Origin of the sequence: Mastigocladopsis repens PCC 10914 (assembly GCF_000315565.1) — a bacterium.
GTDB classification, from domain to species: domain Bacteria; phylum Cyanobacteriota; class Cyanobacteriia; order Cyanobacteriales; family Nostocaceae; genus Mastigocladopsis; species Mastigocladopsis repens.
The window spans coordinates 208574-225493 of sequence record NZ_JH992900.1 but is presented as its reverse complement, the minus strand read 5'-3'; the positions used below and the strand labels follow the sequence as shown (position 1 = coordinate 225493).

12 protein-coding genes are annotated in these 16920 nt (G+C 38.4%); 4 read left to right on the top strand and 8 right to left on the bottom strand.

The features are described from left to right. From MAS10914_RS0101275 to MAS10914_RS32430, 4 genes are all read right to left on the bottom strand, one after another. The coding region (locus MAS10914_RS0101275; RefSeq protein ID WP_017314100.1) for a helix-turn-helix domain-containing protein at positions 1 to 231 on the bottom strand (231 nt) is incomplete at its 3' end. Between the two features lie 351 nt (positions 232 to 582). Next, on the bottom strand, positions 583 to 1005 hold the full coding sequence (locus tag MAS10914_RS0101270; protein ID WP_017314099.1) for a hypothetical protein: 423 nt from the start codon (positions 1003 to 1005) through the stop codon (positions 583 to 585). A gap of 370 nt (positions 1006 to 1375) precedes the next feature. Beyond that, on the bottom strand, positions 1376 to 2155 hold the full coding sequence (locus MAS10914_RS0101260; protein WP_232224077.1) for a hypothetical protein: 780 nt from the start codon (positions 2153 to 2155) through the stop codon (positions 1376 to 1378). A 90-nt stretch (positions 2156 to 2245) separates the two neighbouring features. After that, positions 2246 to 4933 (bottom strand): DEAD/DEAH box helicase, encoded by a 2688-nt coding sequence (locus MAS10914_RS32430; protein WP_017314096.1) that lies wholly within the window; start codon positions 4931 to 4933, stop codon positions 2246 to 2248. Positions 4934 to 4985: 52 nt separating this feature from the next. Here MAS10914_RS32430 and MAS10914_RS0101250 point away from each other — a divergent pair, with 52 nt between their 5' ends. Both MAS10914_RS0101250 and MAS10914_RS0101245 read left to right on the top strand, forming a co-directional pair. Continuing rightward, entirely contained in the window at positions 4986 to 5486 is a 501-nt protein-coding gene (locus MAS10914_RS0101250; RefSeq protein WP_017314015.1) for a helix-turn-helix domain-containing protein, read from the top strand. Next, positions 5471 to 6058, top strand: coding sequence for an IS630 family transposase (locus tag MAS10914_RS0101245; RefSeq protein ID WP_332248790.1), 588 nt, complete (start codon positions 5471 to 5473; stop codon positions 6056 to 6058). The genes MAS10914_RS0101250 and MAS10914_RS0101245 overlap by 16 nt, the downstream gene beginning before the upstream one ends. Here MAS10914_RS0101245 and MAS10914_RS0101240 read toward each other — a convergent pair. The 4 genes from MAS10914_RS0101240 to MAS10914_RS31920 all read right to left on the bottom strand — a co-directional run bounded on the left by MAS10914_RS0101240 (position 6021) and on the right by MAS10914_RS31920 (position 14854). After that, positions 6021 to 6380 (bottom strand): plasmid pRiA4b ORF-3 family protein, encoded by a 360-nt coding sequence (locus MAS10914_RS0101240; protein ID WP_017314094.1) that lies wholly within the window; start codon positions 6378 to 6380, stop codon positions 6021 to 6023. The genes MAS10914_RS0101245 and MAS10914_RS0101240 overlap by 38 nt on opposite strands. A 9-nt stretch (positions 6381 to 6389) precedes the next feature. After that, the gene (locus tag MAS10914_RS0101235) at positions 6390 to 7037 is read right to left on the bottom strand and encodes a caspase family protein (protein WP_017314093.1); all 648 of its coding nucleotides are present in this window, start codon (positions 7035 to 7037) and stop codon (positions 6390 to 6392) included. Positions 7038 to 7136: 99 nt separating this feature from the next. Beyond that, positions 7137 to 11282 (bottom strand): nSTAND1 domain-containing NTPase, encoded by a 4146-nt coding sequence (locus MAS10914_RS33800; RefSeq protein WP_017314092.1) that lies wholly within the window; start codon positions 11280 to 11282, stop codon positions 7137 to 7139. Positions 11283 to 11389: 107 nt separating this feature from the next. Beyond that, entirely contained in the window at positions 11390 to 14854 is a 3465-nt protein-coding gene (locus MAS10914_RS31920; RefSeq protein WP_017314091.1) for an nSTAND1 domain-containing NTPase, read from the bottom strand. Positions 14855 to 14908: 54 nt separating this feature from the next. Here MAS10914_RS31920 and MAS10914_RS0101220 point away from each other — a divergent pair, with 54 nt between their 5' ends. Both MAS10914_RS0101220 and MAS10914_RS0101215 read left to right on the top strand, forming a co-directional pair. Beyond that, positions 14909 to 15376 (top strand): hypothetical protein, encoded by a 468-nt coding sequence (locus MAS10914_RS0101220; protein ID WP_017314090.1) that lies wholly within the window; start codon positions 14909 to 14911, stop codon positions 15374 to 15376. Between the two features lie 13 nt (positions 15377 to 15389). After that, a complete protein-coding gene (locus tag MAS10914_RS0101215) occupies positions 15390 to 16913 on the top strand; it encodes a GumC domain-containing protein (RefSeq protein ID WP_017314089.1) in 1524 nt (507 codons plus the stop codon). Positions 16914 to 16920 lie beyond the last annotated feature (7 nt).

Sequence of the window (16920 nt, the reverse complement as noted above, 5' to 3'; positions counted from 1 at the left end):
TGACAATAAACCTTTTATTCCTGATTCGGTATAGTCCTTCAACCATCTTTGTACCGTTACCCTTGCTCTCCCTAGCACCACCGCTACATCCTGTATTGTTTTTACATGACCTATTTTCAGCAAATACAACGCTTGAATCCGTTCACGACTTGATACTATTTTTTGTTTTCTCAGCAGTTCCTGTAATTCTTCTGCTGACTCATATATTTCTACTTTGGTGACTCCAGCCATCTTTGCTCGTTGATATTTATTCCTTCTTTATCTGTATCATAGTTTTAGTGAATTGGTATCACATCGTTGTAGACCAACGACTGCATTGCCTGCTCGTTAGTCAACCCTGGTTTAACCATCCTGTTCGTATATTCGCAAGCATCAGCAAACGCCTGCAACAACTCGTCAATTTTGACAACTTGTTCAGGTAAAGTTCGCTTCTAAGGACTTCCAAAAAATAAAATATACAGGTAACAAAAATGATAATTATTTATTAGGGGGAGAAAGCGGTAGCCGACGGCTACGGCTTTCTCCCCTCTTAAGAAACACATTCCGTCGGAGTTGAAATAGGGATGAGTTCTAAGCCAAAAGCTAGAGTACGGGATAATTGCTAGGTACAGGGGGTTGTTGCCTGAGAGAGCTAAAAACTTTGTCGATGTATGTTTCCCAGCTTTCTCCTGTTTTGATTGTTTGGTTTATTTTTCCCTGCATATCAATCAAAACTTCCAGGGTTAGTTGATTTTTGATTTCTAGAAGTTTCAAATCCCAGGCTAATTCAAATGCCGGGTTAATTTGTTCGGATGCTAACTTGAGTTCGGTGATACAATTGCCCTTAGTTCCAGCGCGTTTAATTAGCCTTATTTCGGTTGTATCTCCTTGAGTATGTCTGGTGATTTCGGCATTCGCGTACTCTGGGAAATAGGTAGTGATTGCTAATTTTAGCTTTTCGTCACTGATTGCTGTTTCCTCTGGGATAGGTACTTGCTGCCCTTCAATAATGGCGATGTAATTCATAATTATTTAGAAAAGTGAAAGTTGTTTTTTGTTAGATTCGGCTTTTTGATAATCTTTAGGTAATTCTCGCTGTTGTACTTGTCTTGTTTGGTGAGAATTGCTGGTAGTATTTATTGCATTTTCAGCAGTTTCTATGATTTTGGGTAGTACTTCTTCCAACTCTCGGATGCAGTCTTTGATGGCTGGTTGTGAAATTATTTCCTGATAGTCGATACTTTTTCAGTTACCAGTTACCAGTTACCAGTTATCAGTTATCAGTTTCATGCGCGCATGTTTAAGTCCCCCACCAATTGGTGGAAAGCGTTAGTGGCGGGTTTAAATCCCCCACCAGCCCGCTGGCGTCACTGGTCACTGTTCACTGTTCACTGTTTTAAGCTAATCTTTGATTAAGAGCATTTTCCACTTGATAAGTTCCAAGAGTGCAGTTTGCATAGAGGGGGAATATAGGGAATTCGGGGTAGTTATTCATGGTTTTTGTGACCCTGCACAATACCATGACTCCCTCCCTCCCCTTTTTCTCTTGATTGTGATAGTAGCTGATGACCTCGAACTCATTGTTACCTGCTTCAAACTTGCTTCCTGCGTGCTGGGAGATAGCTTTTTTCCAGTTAGGTTGCCAGATCATAAGAGTATTTATTGCCATTGATCTAACAACGGGATTATCAAGCTTGGTAAGTATGTCTGGCAGGTAGTTACACTCTTGGGTCATAACTTCTCGGGCATAATTTACCAGCCAATACTCGGCTTCTTTGAGGAGGCTTTTTGATTCAATGGTTTGGCATACTTCATGGTGAACTTTAGACATTAAATATGCTCTTTGCTCAAAAACCATTCCATTGGTTCGCATTTTTAAATCTGATGGATAATCAATCATTAAATCAGCTAGTTCATCGCTGATAGCAGGTAAAGGATATTGAATTTTCTCTTTCTTGAAAATCGGGCTGATTTTCACTTGATACCCTAAATTGACTGCATGATTAACTATTAGATAAACTTCTGATGCAGGAATATAATCACCTAACTGATAATTTATCTCTAAAAGTAAATATGTTGGCGCATGGACAATTTGGAATTTTTGAGGAGATTGCTCGCAGTCAGGAACTAATTCTACGTACATCATACTAACCAAAATACTTTTAGTTTTAGTCAACGTTAGTTACTAGTAGTGGTTTGATTTATGTTGGTTAGTATTAGATTTATTATCACTAGTCCTACCTTATGAATAAGGCAGGACTGTTTTTTAGAGAGTTTGTACCTGTTCTTGGATTAAATCTTGGAGTATGAATAATCCAACTTGTTTGGAGATGGCTGTATTGTCATCTGGACATCTGTAGATAACAGTACAATTGGAACATCCATGCTTACATGGACAATGTTCCACTAAGAATTTTGCCTTGAATACAGCTTTTTCCAAATATTGAAACAGCGTATCGCACATTCCGGTTCCTCCTTCAACTGTATCAAAGAAGTAGCCGAATGAGTTAGGTTGGGTTGGTTCTTCATGGAGTATAAAGTCGATATCCTTACTGCTGGCTCCATGTTCGACTAGTGGTAATGCTAGCATAAGTTGATGTGCTAGACTGTGGATGCAAATCTCGGTTTCGTTGTATTCAAATAACTCTCTTTCCTCCCTGGAGACGTACTTCTGATTCTTGATTTCTGACCGAAACTTGTCTACTTTTGATTTGAAGAAAATTTTTGCTTGTCGGTCGATTGTAACTTGCAGACAACTTGTAGAATAACTAATAGTAAAAGCTTCCTTATATGGCACTTCTTCTACTAGCTGGATTATGTCTCTTTCTGTGAGTTGACTGTTGCATATGAGACAGTTTTCTAACTTACTTGCTAGAGATTGATTGTGGTTTCTACAATCTCGATTTGGACAAGTCCATCTTGATTCCCGATTGTATATTTTGTATCCGATTACCGACTCAGATATTTTACATATTTTAGGTGTGAGTTCTATCACTCCCCTCGGTAGTTTGATTGACTTTGCTTCGCTAGTAGTTTTAACCTCCTCAAATTTAATGACTCCTTGAGGGCGTGTGAATAAGTTTGTTTGTCCGATAGGCTTGAGGAAAGCTTGTCCCTCTTTGATTTTTAACTCTGATGATTTATACCAGACAGGGTTGCCATCAAAATCTTGGGCTGTATAAATTGCATCAGGGTATACCTCTCTTAAGGCAGTGTTAATTGCGCTTTGTTCAAATTCCTCTCCGTTTGAGGTATTTATGTAGTTGATGTTGTTGTTCCTACTCCCCCTAATTTTGATATCGCCGTGTATGTAACCCAGATGGCGGGCGCACGCTAGCTTGCTGTTGAAGCTGTATACCAGCTTATTTTCATTTATGAGTTGGTTTGCGATCGCAAGTCCTGATTGCCCGAAATGCCTGATAATTTGATTGATTGTCGGGCGTGATTCCTTACAGCAAGCTAAGATATGCCACGTGAGTAGATTTTCAAAATTCGGATTAAAATTGATGACCTCCGGCGGATCGGTTAACAGTCGGTCGGGATGTTTCGAGTAGTACGAGTCCAAGATTGATTGTCTGGAGGGGATAAATACCACCAGTCCTTCTTCTTTTCTGCCAGCACGACCCGCTCTTTGGCGGAAGGATAAGATACTACCAGGATACCCGCAAATGAGAACAGCATCTATACATCCCAGGTCTAACCCAGCTTCGAGGGCAGACGTTGAGACAATGAATTTGACTTCTCCGGATTTGATATCTGCAATTATTTTTCTCCTTTGGTTGTTTTTCAAGTTGGCGTAAAATGCAGAAATAGTATTTTTGAGGTGAGACAACCCATTTTCGCTTAATATTTTGCGGATAGTTTGGGTTAGGGCTTTGACCATTTCCCGACTGTCGCAAAAGCAGATTCCTACTACATCTTTACTGACGAGTAAAGCTGCTATTTGAGCAGTTGTGTACAGGATACTGTTCTGGGGTTTAAGACTGATAAAAGTGGTTTCAGCTTTTCTTGCATCATTTTGGTTAATTACCGTAATATTTTCTCTGCGATTGGAAATCTTTTGGGCTATCTCTTGACTGTTGTTGATAGTAGCTGAGGCGTAAATATACTTGACTTTAGATAAATTACCTCCAGCTGTTTCTATCATTAGTTGGGTGCGGCGGTTGAGTAGAGCAAAGTTCGCACCGAAGATTCCGCTGTAGAAGTGAGCTTCATCTACTACAATGATGGAAATTTTGCGTAGTGTTTCAATGAAGTTGTAGTTATCAAATTGGTAGTTGGTAAGTTCATGATTCCAAACATCGGGTGTGACACAAATAATCGAAGGTTTATGTGTATAGAGTTTTTTACGCTCTTGAGCTGGAGTATCGCCATTAATATTGAGAATTGCAGGGCGAATAGACTCTGGTAAGAGGTTGATGAACTCCTTTATTTTCTCCTCTTGGTCAAATGCTAGGGCTTTAAGGTTAAAGAAAATGATGCATGAATTGCCTTTGAGACATTCGTGAATAACTGGAAGTAGGAATGATATTGATTTGCCACTACTTGTTGGAGTTTCGAGAATTATATCTGATGATTGATTGTATGCTTCCCATGCTTGAATTTGGTGGAAGTATAATTGATTTATTCCTAATTGAATAAGTGCATTATTGACTGCTGAATGAATGTTTTCTGGTATTGGTTGACTCTTTGCTGCTTGTTCGGGAATCACATCGCAGTAGGCAAGTTTATTTCTACCCTCTAGTTCGGTTGCTATTTCTTGATAAATTAGGTTTTTTAGGGATGGCGCGTCTTGAAGTGGAGTAAGATTTCCTTGCTCTATCTCTTCTTCCCAATTGAAGATAATTTGGCTGATATTTCCTTTCCTGAAATAAAGGTTGTTACCGATGATTGTGCTAATTTGAATTATTCCATGCTGCTTGGAGTAGATGCTGCTGCTTGGTTGTAATACCAATTCACTAAAACTATGATACAGATAAAGAAGGAATAAATATCAACGAGCAAAGATGGCTGGAGTCACCAAAGTAGAAATATATGAGTCAGCAGAAGAATTACAGGAACTGCTGAGAAAACAAAAAATAGTATCAAGTCGTGAACGGATTCAAGCGTTGTATTTGCTGAAAATAGGTCATGTAAAAACAATACAGGATGTAGCGGTGGTGCTAGGGAGAGCAAGGGTAACGGTACAAAGATGGTTGAAGGACTATACCGAATCAGGAATAAAAGGTTTATTGTCAACGAAAAAGAGTCCAGGAAGACCGCCAATGATTAACTTACAAGCAAGAGAGCAGCTAGACAGAGAACTTCAACAGCCACAGGGATTTAAAAGTTATGAAGAAATACGAACTTGGTTAAAAGCAGTGGAAGGGATAGAAGCATCATATAAAGTAGTACACGACACAGTGCGCTATCAAATGAAAGCGAAGCTAAAAGTACCGCGAGCCGTAGGTGTCAAATACGATAGTGAAGCAGAATTGGAATTTAAAAAAAACTGCCACAATACCTAGAAGTAATTAAAAAACACATCATAGCACCAGTCGATAAACAAAAAAAAATTAGATATTGGTGTGGAGACGAAACCCGTGTGGGGTTGAAGACTGAACCTGGGAGATTAATTACGACAAAAGGAGTCAAGCCCATCGGCATTATGCAATGGAAGCGGGATAATTTTTATTTATATGGATTAGTAGAACCATTAACTGGAGAGCATTTTATTTGGGAATTCTCTCATTTAAATACAGCTTGTTTCAATATTTTTTTAGAAAAATTCTCAGAGACTTATTCTCAAGATATACATATTCTTCAGTTAGATAATGGAGCGTTTCATTTTAGTCAGCATCTCAAACTACCAGAAAATATAGTTTTGTTATTTCAGCCTCCGCATACACCTCAAGTTAATCCAATTGAAAGATTGTGGGAGGAGGTTAAAAGGCATTTAACTTGGGAAAGCTTCTCAACTTTAGATGAATTAAGAGAATTTATTTGGAAGCGATTGGAACAATTAAACACATCAATCGTTGCTTCTATTACAGGTTGGGATTTTATTCTTGATGCTTTATTTGTATCAGGCTTTTCGTGAAATGGTATAAGACCCCGTTATCACCGAAGTCATATTCGTATAAAAAACGTTCTCGCATTCTCCAGCTAAAATCTGATAATTTGACAACTTTAGGGTCGTCAGAAAACCACATTCCCCCAATTTGAGCAATCCCGTAATCCTTACCGTGAATTATGAAACGATGTAAGTGGGAATCCGTCCACCCCATTACTATCTGGATCATGTAGTGCAAATCGGCGATTGTACTGTCACTGCGGATTTTGACCCTACGCCAAATCATTGGACTGATGTCCAGGATAAAAATATGAAGCTGATAGATGACAAGTTTCTCAGAATCGGTCATTGGGTCATCTTACCGCATTGCCAGTCCCATCTCCCCCGAAAAAAATCGCTCTCCTAGAAGTGCGCCTGTAAATACCCCGTGTTTACCATCTAACTGCTGATAGGCTACTCCATAGTCACGGGATGCAGCAATCAAAAAGCGATCGCATCCTGAACTATGGCTTCTAAGTTCAGTATCGTTGAAGTTAAGTAGTTCTCCACTAAAGCAGCAATCTAGCCAGACAATTTGTTGTGGTACTTTACTTTGCTGTAATGTTTTCCATAACCATTGCAGAGATACACCCCATTGACTTTTTCTAGGATTGACATCACTGGTTGCTAAGAAACCTTCTATTAAACCGTTCAAATCCTCTCTGATTCCATGCCCTGCAAAAAAGAGTAGTGCTGTTTCTGGTATTTTTGTACTTTTTGGTAAAAATAGGTCAGCTATAGCTTGTTTCAACGTACCTGCTTCAACGGTTGTGTTTGGATCTACTTGTAGTCGTTCATCAATTATGATGTTAGGAAACCGTTTAACTCGGAAGTCACCGTGGTTTTCTAAAAGTTGGGCGATCGCTTCTGCGTCAGTGGCAGGGGTCGTGAGATGCTTATAGTTACCTGTTGAATCTTTAAGGAAAGGGTATTTGTTGATTCCTACAACTAAAGCATCTCGGCTCATGTGGGCAATATTAAAATAAGTATTGTAATTGAATGTGTAGATTATAACTAAAATGTAAAAGTTGTATTTTTGAGAGTAGTGAGTGCGATCACTACTGTTTTATTCACTTTCCCAAATATACTGACGACAGACTTCACAGGCTTGTTTGGCTACTTCTGTTTCAGGATTTTGCAAGACTGGATGGTAGCGTAATCTATTGCACGCTACTTCCAGCCAAGTCTGCCAATTTCCTATACCCCAAATTCTGACTGTATTATCCCAGCTGCCACTGACAATGTACTGCCCATCCGGACTAAAGGCGATCGCTCTGACAGCATCTGTATGGGCTGGGAAGGGATCACCAATTTGGATTCCCTGGTTATCCCACAAACGCAATGATCCATGCAGACTACCAGTAACAATGTATTGACCATCAGGGCTGAAAGCAACTGAATGTACCCAATCTCTATTTTTCGGTGGTAGCAATTGAGAAATTTCTTCTCCTTCCAAATCCCATAAACGCACAGTTCCATCCCAACTACCACTAATTACAAAATTGTCTTTGGTGAAAGCAACTTTATTTACAGCATCGTCATGTTTTCGCAATCGGTTGCCAATCTGATTACTCTTTAAATCCCACACTTGTACAGTACAATCTCCACCGCCACTGACAACGTAAAGGTTATCTTGACTGAAGGCGACGGTTGTCACAGCACCATCATGTATCTTCAACGTTTCCATAATTTTACGGTCTTGGAGATCGCAAACCATTACAGACCCGTCATGAGTACCACTCACAATGTAATTACCGTTTTGACTAAAGGCGACAGAATAGACAGAGTCTGTTGTTGCTAGTTGCCAAATTAAATCTCCCTTCAGGTTCCACAGGCGCAAACTCCGATCGCTGCTTCCACTAAGAATATACTGTTTGTCTGGATCTTGACCAATGCAACTCAATGCAATTGCATTCACTCTTTGTTCATGGCTTAGCACTAGATTATAAATCTGGTTTTCTTTCCACTTCCATACTCGAATGGTTTTATCTGAACTACCACTAACAAAGTACTGACTATCTAGACTAAAGGCGACTGAGCAAATCTCGTTTTCATGCCCAATAAAAGTTTGGCTGATTGGATATTTATTTAGATCCCATATTCTTAATGTTTTACTTTGTTTCCCATCCCAATTACCACTAACAAGGAACTGATTATCTGGACTGAAAGCGATAGATTTTATGCTCCCCTCTAGTCCATCCGACAATTTACATATTTCCTTACCATTGAGATCCCACACGAGTAAAACACCTTCAGCACTTCCACTAGCAATATTTTTGCCATCGTGACTAAAAGCTACTGAATTGATATACCATCTATGTCCTGGAAAAACAATTAAAGACTCTCCTTGAAGATTCCACAACCGAGCAGTTTTATCATTACTGCCAGTAACAACATACTCACCATTTGGGCTAAAAGCAACAGCATTGACTCTCTCTTTGTGCCCCTCGAAGATATGGAATTTATTAGGGTCTTGCCTATGCCACAACCGTACAGTATGGTCAAACTCACCACCTCCACTGATAATATATTGATGATCCTGGCTAATAGCAACGGACATTACCCGACCTTCATGCCCCTCGAAAATATTTTGAATCTTCCCATTTAAATCCCACAACTTGACAAGTTTGTCATCACCACCAGTAACAATGTATTGACTATTTTGGCTAATACTAACAGACCTGACTTCACCTTCATGACTCTGGAAAGTATGACTACGAGGATTTTGCATCCAATTTTGCCACACCCACACTTTCCCATCCACGCAACCGACAACAATATATTTTGCGTCGGCGCTAATAGCAACGGAATTTACGGCACATCCATGCTCCAAAGACTTGCAAAATAAATTCCCTTTTAAGTCCCAAACCCGCACGCTGCCTTCTAAACCGCCACTGATAACTAAATTAGTATCAGGAACAATAGCAACTGCTCTCACCTCAGTTTTGTCACCCTGACAAATATTTTTTTCAAAAACTATTTCTATTGCTCTTTTGAGACTATCCTGAACTGGGCTGAGAACCTGACACGATAATTTATCTAAACTTTGACCAGTGCATTGAATAATTTTGACTAAGCCTTCTACTGGTTCAGCTTTGACTAAATCAATTAGTTTTGGTGCTTCGTTCTGTAGTTTTTCTTGGGTTTTTTCTCGCTCCCATTCTTTTGTGCTAACTTCAATAAACTCTTGACTTAGAGATGATAGAGAAAAAACATCTATATTCCTATCACTATTGAGTAAATCTACTGCATCGAATAATCTTTGACCTCGTAGTAGATATCCTGAATCTAGAGGTTTGTCTTGATCTTGCCATTGCTTGGCAGCATCTTCAATATCTTGTTTTCTCATGAGCATTTCGCGATTTTTATTGACCCATTGGCGTAATAATGACCAATGTCGAATCAATGCTTCATGGGCAATCTCTACCAATGCTACACGCTTGTGATTAATTTCTTGTTCATAAGTTATTAACAAACCTACTTTGGCAAAACGTTCAATTACTAAATTAACTAGAGATTCTGATTGCTGTTTTATAACTAAGTTACCTTTAGAGACAGACCTGCGAGTATCATCTGTCCCCTCTCCTATATTGATCATTTGTAAAAAAATACGTTTAGCAACTAATTGCTCGTCTGGTAGTAAAGATTCATAAATTTTATTAGCTTGTTTTTCCAAAGTTTTTTTCACCCCACCAAGGCGGGTATACTCAGATAAAGTTAATCTATTTAAGGTTTTCTGTTGCCACAATTCTTTTAAAACATACTGTAATAGAGGTAAGTTACTGGATGCTCCTTCAAAATCTTCGACTATCCTAGTAACTAACTCACGCTCAACTTCTATACCTACTTGTTCGGCAGGTTTAATAATAACCTCCTTCAACTCTTCTTGGTTCATGGGCATAACTCTAATTAGATTTTGGTCAATTTTGCTAATTAGTCCCTTATATTCCTGCTCTGCACACTTACCCTGGAAATCCGCGCGCATTACCAGCAGCAAACAAAGTTTATTTCCTAAGCCTTCCACTGCTCCTAGAAGACACTCAAAAAAGTTTTGTCGTTCTGCATCATCCTGACATTGAGTAAAAACTTCCTCAAATTGATCTACTACTAGCACTTGTCTATCAGTAGCAGCCTGAATCAAAGCTTGTAGTTGGTCAGGTCTTACACCAATTAGCTGCTCTAAACTTTCGAGAGGATGCTCACCTGGGGTAAATGGTTCGTAAATTTTCCATCTGTCGCTTCCTGGTAAAATCTCCCCTAACTTCAGCTGATACAGTAGTCCGGCTCTTACAACGGAAGACTTACCGATTCCTGATGCTCCTAACACAGCAAGAAAGTTGCTTTGACGGACTTTCTCTACAAGTTGCTTTGTTAGTAATTCTCGACCGTAAAAATACTTTGGATCTTCCTCATTAAAATCAAAGTAAGCTAATCCTTTATAGGGGCAAACGCTGGAAATAACGGACTGCGTACCCGTGAGGATGATTTGACCACCAGAATTTTTGCAGATTGGGTGCTGTGGTGCTTCCTTTAAAGCCTCTTTGACAAAATCAACTAAAGTATAATTAGTAACCCATTTATCAGATTGTAATGTTGGATTAAGTCCTTGCAACAAAGCGCCACTAAGAACCCCATGCTCCCCTTGAGCTTGTGCATAAGCAACTTGGAAATCTCTAGAAGCGACAATAAAACATCTATCTCTTCCCTTCTCAAATTCTCCTAAATCTATCTCAGCAAAATTGAATAACTCGCCACTGTAACAGCAATCTAGCCAAATAATCTGCTGCCGTACTGGACTATTATGTAACATTTGACGCAACCACCTCAGGGACAAACCCCATAATTCTTTCCTGGGACTGGCATCACTTGTTGCTAAATAACCTTCTGTACTACCATCCCCACTTTTATGTAAACCATGTCCTGCAAAAAATAGTATTGCTGTCTCTGGGACTTGACCACTTTGTGGATGAAATAAATTAGTAATTGCCTTTTTCAATTCTTCTAACTTGACACTCTGCTGTGGATTAACTCGCAGCTTACCATCCTGATTAACAGCAGGCAGTCTTTGTACCTGAAATTCTCCGTATTGCTCCAATAATTGCGCGATCGCTTCCGCGTCGGAAGCAGGGGTTTTAAGATGCTTATAACTACCCGTTAAATCTTTGAGAAAAGGATATTTGTTGATTCCTACAACCAAAGCATCTCGACTCATGTGAACAGCTTGAAGTTAAATGTTTTTATTTAGATATAGATTATAACTACAAAACGGTGGTATAGTTTTTCTGAAAAATTTCTAGACATAGCAATTGTATTAACTAACTATCTCTCTTCCAAGATATCGTGATTTCCATATCTTCGTAATTCTAAAGTTCCATTTATGAACTTACAACTAATACGTAAACCTTGGCTAACACGAAAATAATCAATACCTGATTTATTGAGTAACTTTTGGTAGTGCAAACCTGGATCTTTTCTCAATACATTAGTATCGCCATTGAATTTTTTAAGTAAGTAAGCTACTTTAGCCAATGTTTCATTTAATCTAACTCTATCTTTCGGATTTCTTATTGCGTTATAGTCCTTTCTAAAAGAATAATTATAAGCTAAAAATGAAAATGGTAATAAATCCCCAGACAAGAAAAGATTTTTACACTCTTTCCAAATTAATTTTCCTAATTCTGACATTACCGCTTCATTCTCTATTACATCTATAAAGATGTCAGGTACATGATTTACTTCTGAGACAGGTATACTTCCTACTTCCATTAAAGCAAATTCAACAGGTTGAATAAAGGATGTATTAATCTGTATTGGAATTTTAGGAAGGTTAATCAGATTCGATTTCATTCCTTCAAAAATATAGATTAGTTCGTCAGCATATAACATTCCAATAATATCCATATATGCTTGTAATGTTCTAGGAGCACCAACTAAGTTAAAATATACTTTATATCCTCTCTCTTTAAATCCTGGAATCGTTTCACCAAACCACTTAAAAAGTTGATTTATTCCTCCAGCAAAAGTAGCATAATTCATCATCGAAAAACCAGATGGATTATAAACTCCAATATTAAATCCTTTTTTTAGTAGGAATTCGCGAATAATATCCGATGTTGTATGACCTAAAGCAGTATCTCCGGTTATCAAAAAGTGTGTATCATTTTTTCCTTGCTCTAGGTTTTGCTCATAAAATGCATAAATAAAGTTGAGTTCGCTGCTAATTCTTCTAATAGTCTGAATATCTCCATTCTTGAGTTTTTTATCAGCCCGTTCTTTAAGTATATCGATAATATCTAAAGCCTCTGGACAATACTTGTACACTTCTTCAAAAGTAAAATTAGAAATTCTGATTATTTTATTTATTAATTCTCGATTGTCTGAATTTATATCAATTTGATTAGTTAATAGATTGGTTCCGGTAAAAGAAATAATAACTCTTCTTTGAAGCTCAGATTGCGATGATAGGTTTTGAGGTAAAAAATCTGGAGTATTATATGCTAATTGATTTTCTAAAAAATTCTCTCGCCAATTTTTTTGTACATAACTCTGCTCTTGATCATAATCATCACTATATTGATAAAACTCCTTTGCTGTCGCATCGATTTCCATCTGGAAATCTAACCAATTTTCTCTAACTTTCGCTAACAGCCCCCCCATCATTAAATCTTCATCCTTATTGCCATTGGCATCCCATACTCGCAAGGCATCATCTACGCGATCGCGTAACCTAAGTATTTGTCTGTATTTCTCTCGCCATTGTGCAAACTCTTCCCATCCTGACATCAATGCTTCATGGTTCAGGTCAATTATTTGGATATGTTCTGAAGATTCACTGGACGAAATTTCTACTTCTGATGTTACTAACAATCGCCATTTTATTAATTCTTCTATTAGTTGGCTTAATGCTTCCTGTTGTAGCAAATCCTCTCCCGCAATTGCCATTAATTTAGTTTTTGGTTGTGGTTGGCGAGTATCTTTAACTCCTTCACCAGTTCGTAGCAACTTTAAGAAAATTCGCCGAATCAATTCTTGCTCTTGAGGTTGGCGTTTTTGTGAAGGGGATGCTGACTTATAATCTGTATAATTGTAAATTTGTTGGGCGTGACGATTTAGTGCCCCCATTACACCACCCATTTTTTGGTAAGCGTGCAAGGTTAATAGTTGAGAATTAGATTCTGTATTTCCGGTAGTATTAATATTGCGCTTTTCCCAGAGTTCCATTAGGGTAAACTGCAATAGTGGTAAACTTCCAGGGGATTTTTGGACATCAGCAATCATCTGGATTACTAATGTTTCTTCCAAGCCTAAGCCAACTTGTGATGCAGGTTCTTTAATCGCTTCGGTTAATTCCTCTGTTGTCATAGGAGTTACCGTGACCAAATCTTGCTGAATTTGTTTGGCTAATTTGGGATATGCTGCACACTCACCAACAAAATCTGCTCTGATCGTAATTACCAAACATAGCTGATTATTAGAGCTTTCCACTGCACTCAACAAACAGTCAAAAAATTGCTGTCTTTCCTTAATATCTTGGCAGAGGGTAAAAACTTCCTCAAACTGGTCAACTACTAATACAACCCGACTATACTTTTCAATGTCTTCAGCAATAAAATCTTGTAATCTGTCAGCACCATTATCTCTAAGCTCTTTTTCTAGAAACTGAATAAGCATTTTTTTGCTATCTTTGCCAGTAAACGCCTCTGCTAAAGAGTACAACGGATTATGTCCAGGTCGAATGACAGGCAGAATTTTCCATTCATTGCTACCAGACAATCTTTGCCCTAACTTTAATTGATAAAGTAGCCCAGCTTTCACTACTGAAGATTTCCCACAACCTGATGCTCCCATCACGGCTAGAAAGTTACCTCGTCTTAATTTTTCTAGCAATTCATCAGTCAGTGCAGTCCGTCCATAAAAATATTTTGGGTCTTCATCATTAAATTCAAAAGCAGCCAATCCTTTATAGGGGCAAATATTATTTTGTAAATGATTGAAAACTACTACCTTACATTGTTTAGCTCCTTGGATCAGTTTTATCTCTCCCCCCGAATTGTTGTATGACGGACGCTGAGGAAAGGTTCGTAATTTCTCATCATTTTCTAGTTGTTGAATAATAAAATCAGTCAAACTGTAGTTATTAATCCACCGACTAACTTCATAGCGTTGTGGGTCTAAACCTTTTAATAAAAGACTAGTCAAAATACCGTGTTCTGCATTTCCATAAGCAACAGATGCATCACCACAAGCTGCAATAAAACAGCGATCGCGTCCTTTTCCCCGTTCACCAGGGTTTGCTTCATCAAAATTAAGAAATTGCCCGTTGAGTAACTCGCCACCATAGCAGCAGTCAAGCCAAATAATTTGTTCCTTTACCGGACTTGATTTTAAAATTCGCTGTAACCAATTTAACGACACACCCCAAACATCTTTCCGTGGGTTGGCATTACTAGTTGCTAAAAAACTTTCTATTATACCTTTATCATTTCGCAGTCCGTGACCAGCAAAGTAAAGTAAAGCGGTATCTGGTACATCATTGCCTTGGGGATTAAAAAGTTCTGCGATCGCTTCTTGGAGTGTTGTCGCAGTAACTAACTGCTGTGGAGATGGGTTTTCATCAACACTCAGCAATCCTTGATTATCTTTTACAGGTAGTCGTTTTACAACCTGAAAACCACCATGTTTTTGGAGTAAACTTGCAATTAGCTCGGCATCGCCAGCAGGAGTCTTCAGATTTTGCAACCCAGGATAATTATTTATACCAACGACTAGAGCCTGTCGCAGCATGATTTTTGTTTAGCGCTAGTATTATTTAAGACTATAGCTTATTTGGTTAATTCTATGGCTGAACCACCTAAAATCACTTTACTAGCTCTGCTCATCGCCTTAGAACAATTACCAACCCCTCTTACTCCAGATGAAAAAGAAGCTTTGGAAACCACTGCTTCCCAACTATACCTTGACCCCGATGACTGGGATTTTATTAAAGAAGGATTAATTGCAACCATTGAGGCAAACCCGGCTCTGTATCAAAATTATCAAACAGCCTTAACTCAATTACAGTCAGTTAGCGGTAATATTCCTTCAGCGCAAATGCCTACCCAGAAGGAATTAGAAACAGAATTAATCAGTGATAATAACCAGCCTACGACTTTCGGCTACTTTGAAGGAGAACCAGATCGCGAAAGTGATGAGATTTTGAATGTAACAATTAATGTATTAACCAGGAAAGACCCAGACAAAGCAGCGAAAAAGCTAAGTTTTCTCAAGCGTCTGCAAAACTGGCTCCCGAAACAACAAAACTCCTGATAGCATCAACTTTATGAGTGAACTTATTTATCCTACCTTGGATTTATTTATCTATGACCTGCGGGATGGGTTGGGAGACAACAACGCAGACATAACTGCTAATCAGGAATATTTTTTACGCAGATTTCCCGAACGACTTCACCCTTTACTCAAACAACGAGATGCTATAGAAGCTGAATATGTTGAACTTTTGGGGAACCGAGGTAGAGAAACCTTTGACAGCAGTACAAAACAGCATAGTTTGAAGGGTTGGTATTACCCAGTGCGCTTGGGGGATAGTTACGGATTACTGTTAGACTGTTCTGTTGAGCATTCCTTGGGAAATGTGCAGCAGGGTAAAAATGAGGCTTTGCCTATTAGTTGTTTTGGTAATCTAAAAGCGGAAATAGAAAACAGATTAGCCAATACCCACAGCACCATTGGACAGGTATGGATGCTATCGGGACAACTCTCGAATTTTACTCCAGATAAAGCAGAAATTATCGCTCAAGAATGCAGTAAAGTAAGCGCACGTAGTTTAAATGTGAATTTGGAATTTACTGGTAAAAGTCCATTCCTTGGGGGAATGTTATTTGAGTTTTACAATTACCGCTTGCATATACCATCTGAGTTACAAAATACTTTCAATATTCAAGATATTCAGGATAATCACTATGTTATTATTGCTATTTATCCAGATGCCAAAACTGCCAGGAAAGCTTCTGAATTTAACTTTGACTGGCTGCGTTTGTTTGCTTATCGCAGTAAAATTCTCTGGGCTTATGCTCAAAGTCAGTATTTGAAAAATAAATTACGCGATGATTTTGTTGCTATCCAGCAATACCAAAAGGACTTTAACAAAGCCAAGTCTGGTAAGTTAGATTTAAACAAACTGCGTCAAACTTTAGTTAATGCTCAGGAAACACTTTGGCGTTATTCTGTTAACCTAAACTACCTTGCTACTCAAAAACGTACCATTGAAATTAATCTCCTCAATTATGAAAGACGGCTAGCTATAATTCAGCAAAAGTTAAATACACAGCAAGATTCTATTGATTTTGACTTACTACAGCCACTAATTGAAAAACAACTAGAAACCATCAAACAAAAAATTACTAATTTACAAACCCCTCGGAATTTGGAATTTCTCCAGAAATTTATTGAAGAAATAAGACTCAAATATTTAGAACAAGTTAAAAATGACTATGAAAGCTTGAATGTTGGTGTGATATTATTAACTGACTTGATTAATGCAATTCGTGGGGTAACTGAGATAGAAAGCTCGGAACGCGATCGCACTTTCCAAAGTACCATTGCAATTTTTGGTGTAGGTTTGGCTGTTAGTTCTTTTGTTGCTTCCATTGCTGGGCAATTTCCTGGTGCAGCAAATCCCAAGGAAGCGGCTAAGTATCCTGTAGGTTTAGTAATATCGCAGTTAGGGGTTCCAGAACCTTGGCTTTCTCCTGTGGTGTCTGCAACTATTAGTTTGGGATTTGGAATAGTATTTGCGTTTGTTACCTTGTTTGTGATTAAAACTTTTGAATGTTTTCGGAAGTAGTGTTCGT

Bases quoted from the DNA above. Each gene is read 5' to 3' on its own strand.
- MAS10914_RS0101235 (WP_017314093.1), bottom strand. From the start codon at position 7,037: ATGAGCCGAGATGCTTTAGTTGTAGGAATCAACAAATACCCTTTCCTT.
- MAS10914_RS31920 (WP_017314091.1), bottom strand. From the start codon at position 14,854: ATGCTGCGACAGGCTCTAGTCGTTGGTATAAATAATTATCCTGGGTTG.
- MAS10914_RS0101270 (WP_017314099.1), bottom strand. From the start codon at position 1,005: ATGAATTACATCGCCATTATTGAAGGGCAGCAAGTACCTATCCCAGAG.
- MAS10914_RS0101250 (WP_017314015.1), top strand. From the start codon at position 4,986: ATGGCTGGAGTCACCAAAGTAGAAATATATGAGTCAGCAGAAGAATTA.
- MAS10914_RS0101240 (WP_017314094.1), bottom strand. From the start codon at position 6,380: ATGACCGATTCTGAGAAACTTGTCATCTATCAGCTTCATATTTTTATC.
- MAS10914_RS0101215 (WP_017314089.1), top strand. From the start codon at position 15,390: ATGAGTGAACTTATTTATCCTACCTTGGATTTATTTATCTATGACCTG.
- MAS10914_RS33800 (WP_017314092.1), bottom strand. From the start codon at position 11,282: ATGAGTCGAGATGCTTTGGTTGTAGGAATCAACAAATATCCTTTTCTC.
- MAS10914_RS0101220 (WP_017314090.1), top strand. From the start codon at position 14,909: ATGGCTGAACCACCTAAAATCACTTTACTAGCTCTGCTCATCGCCTTA.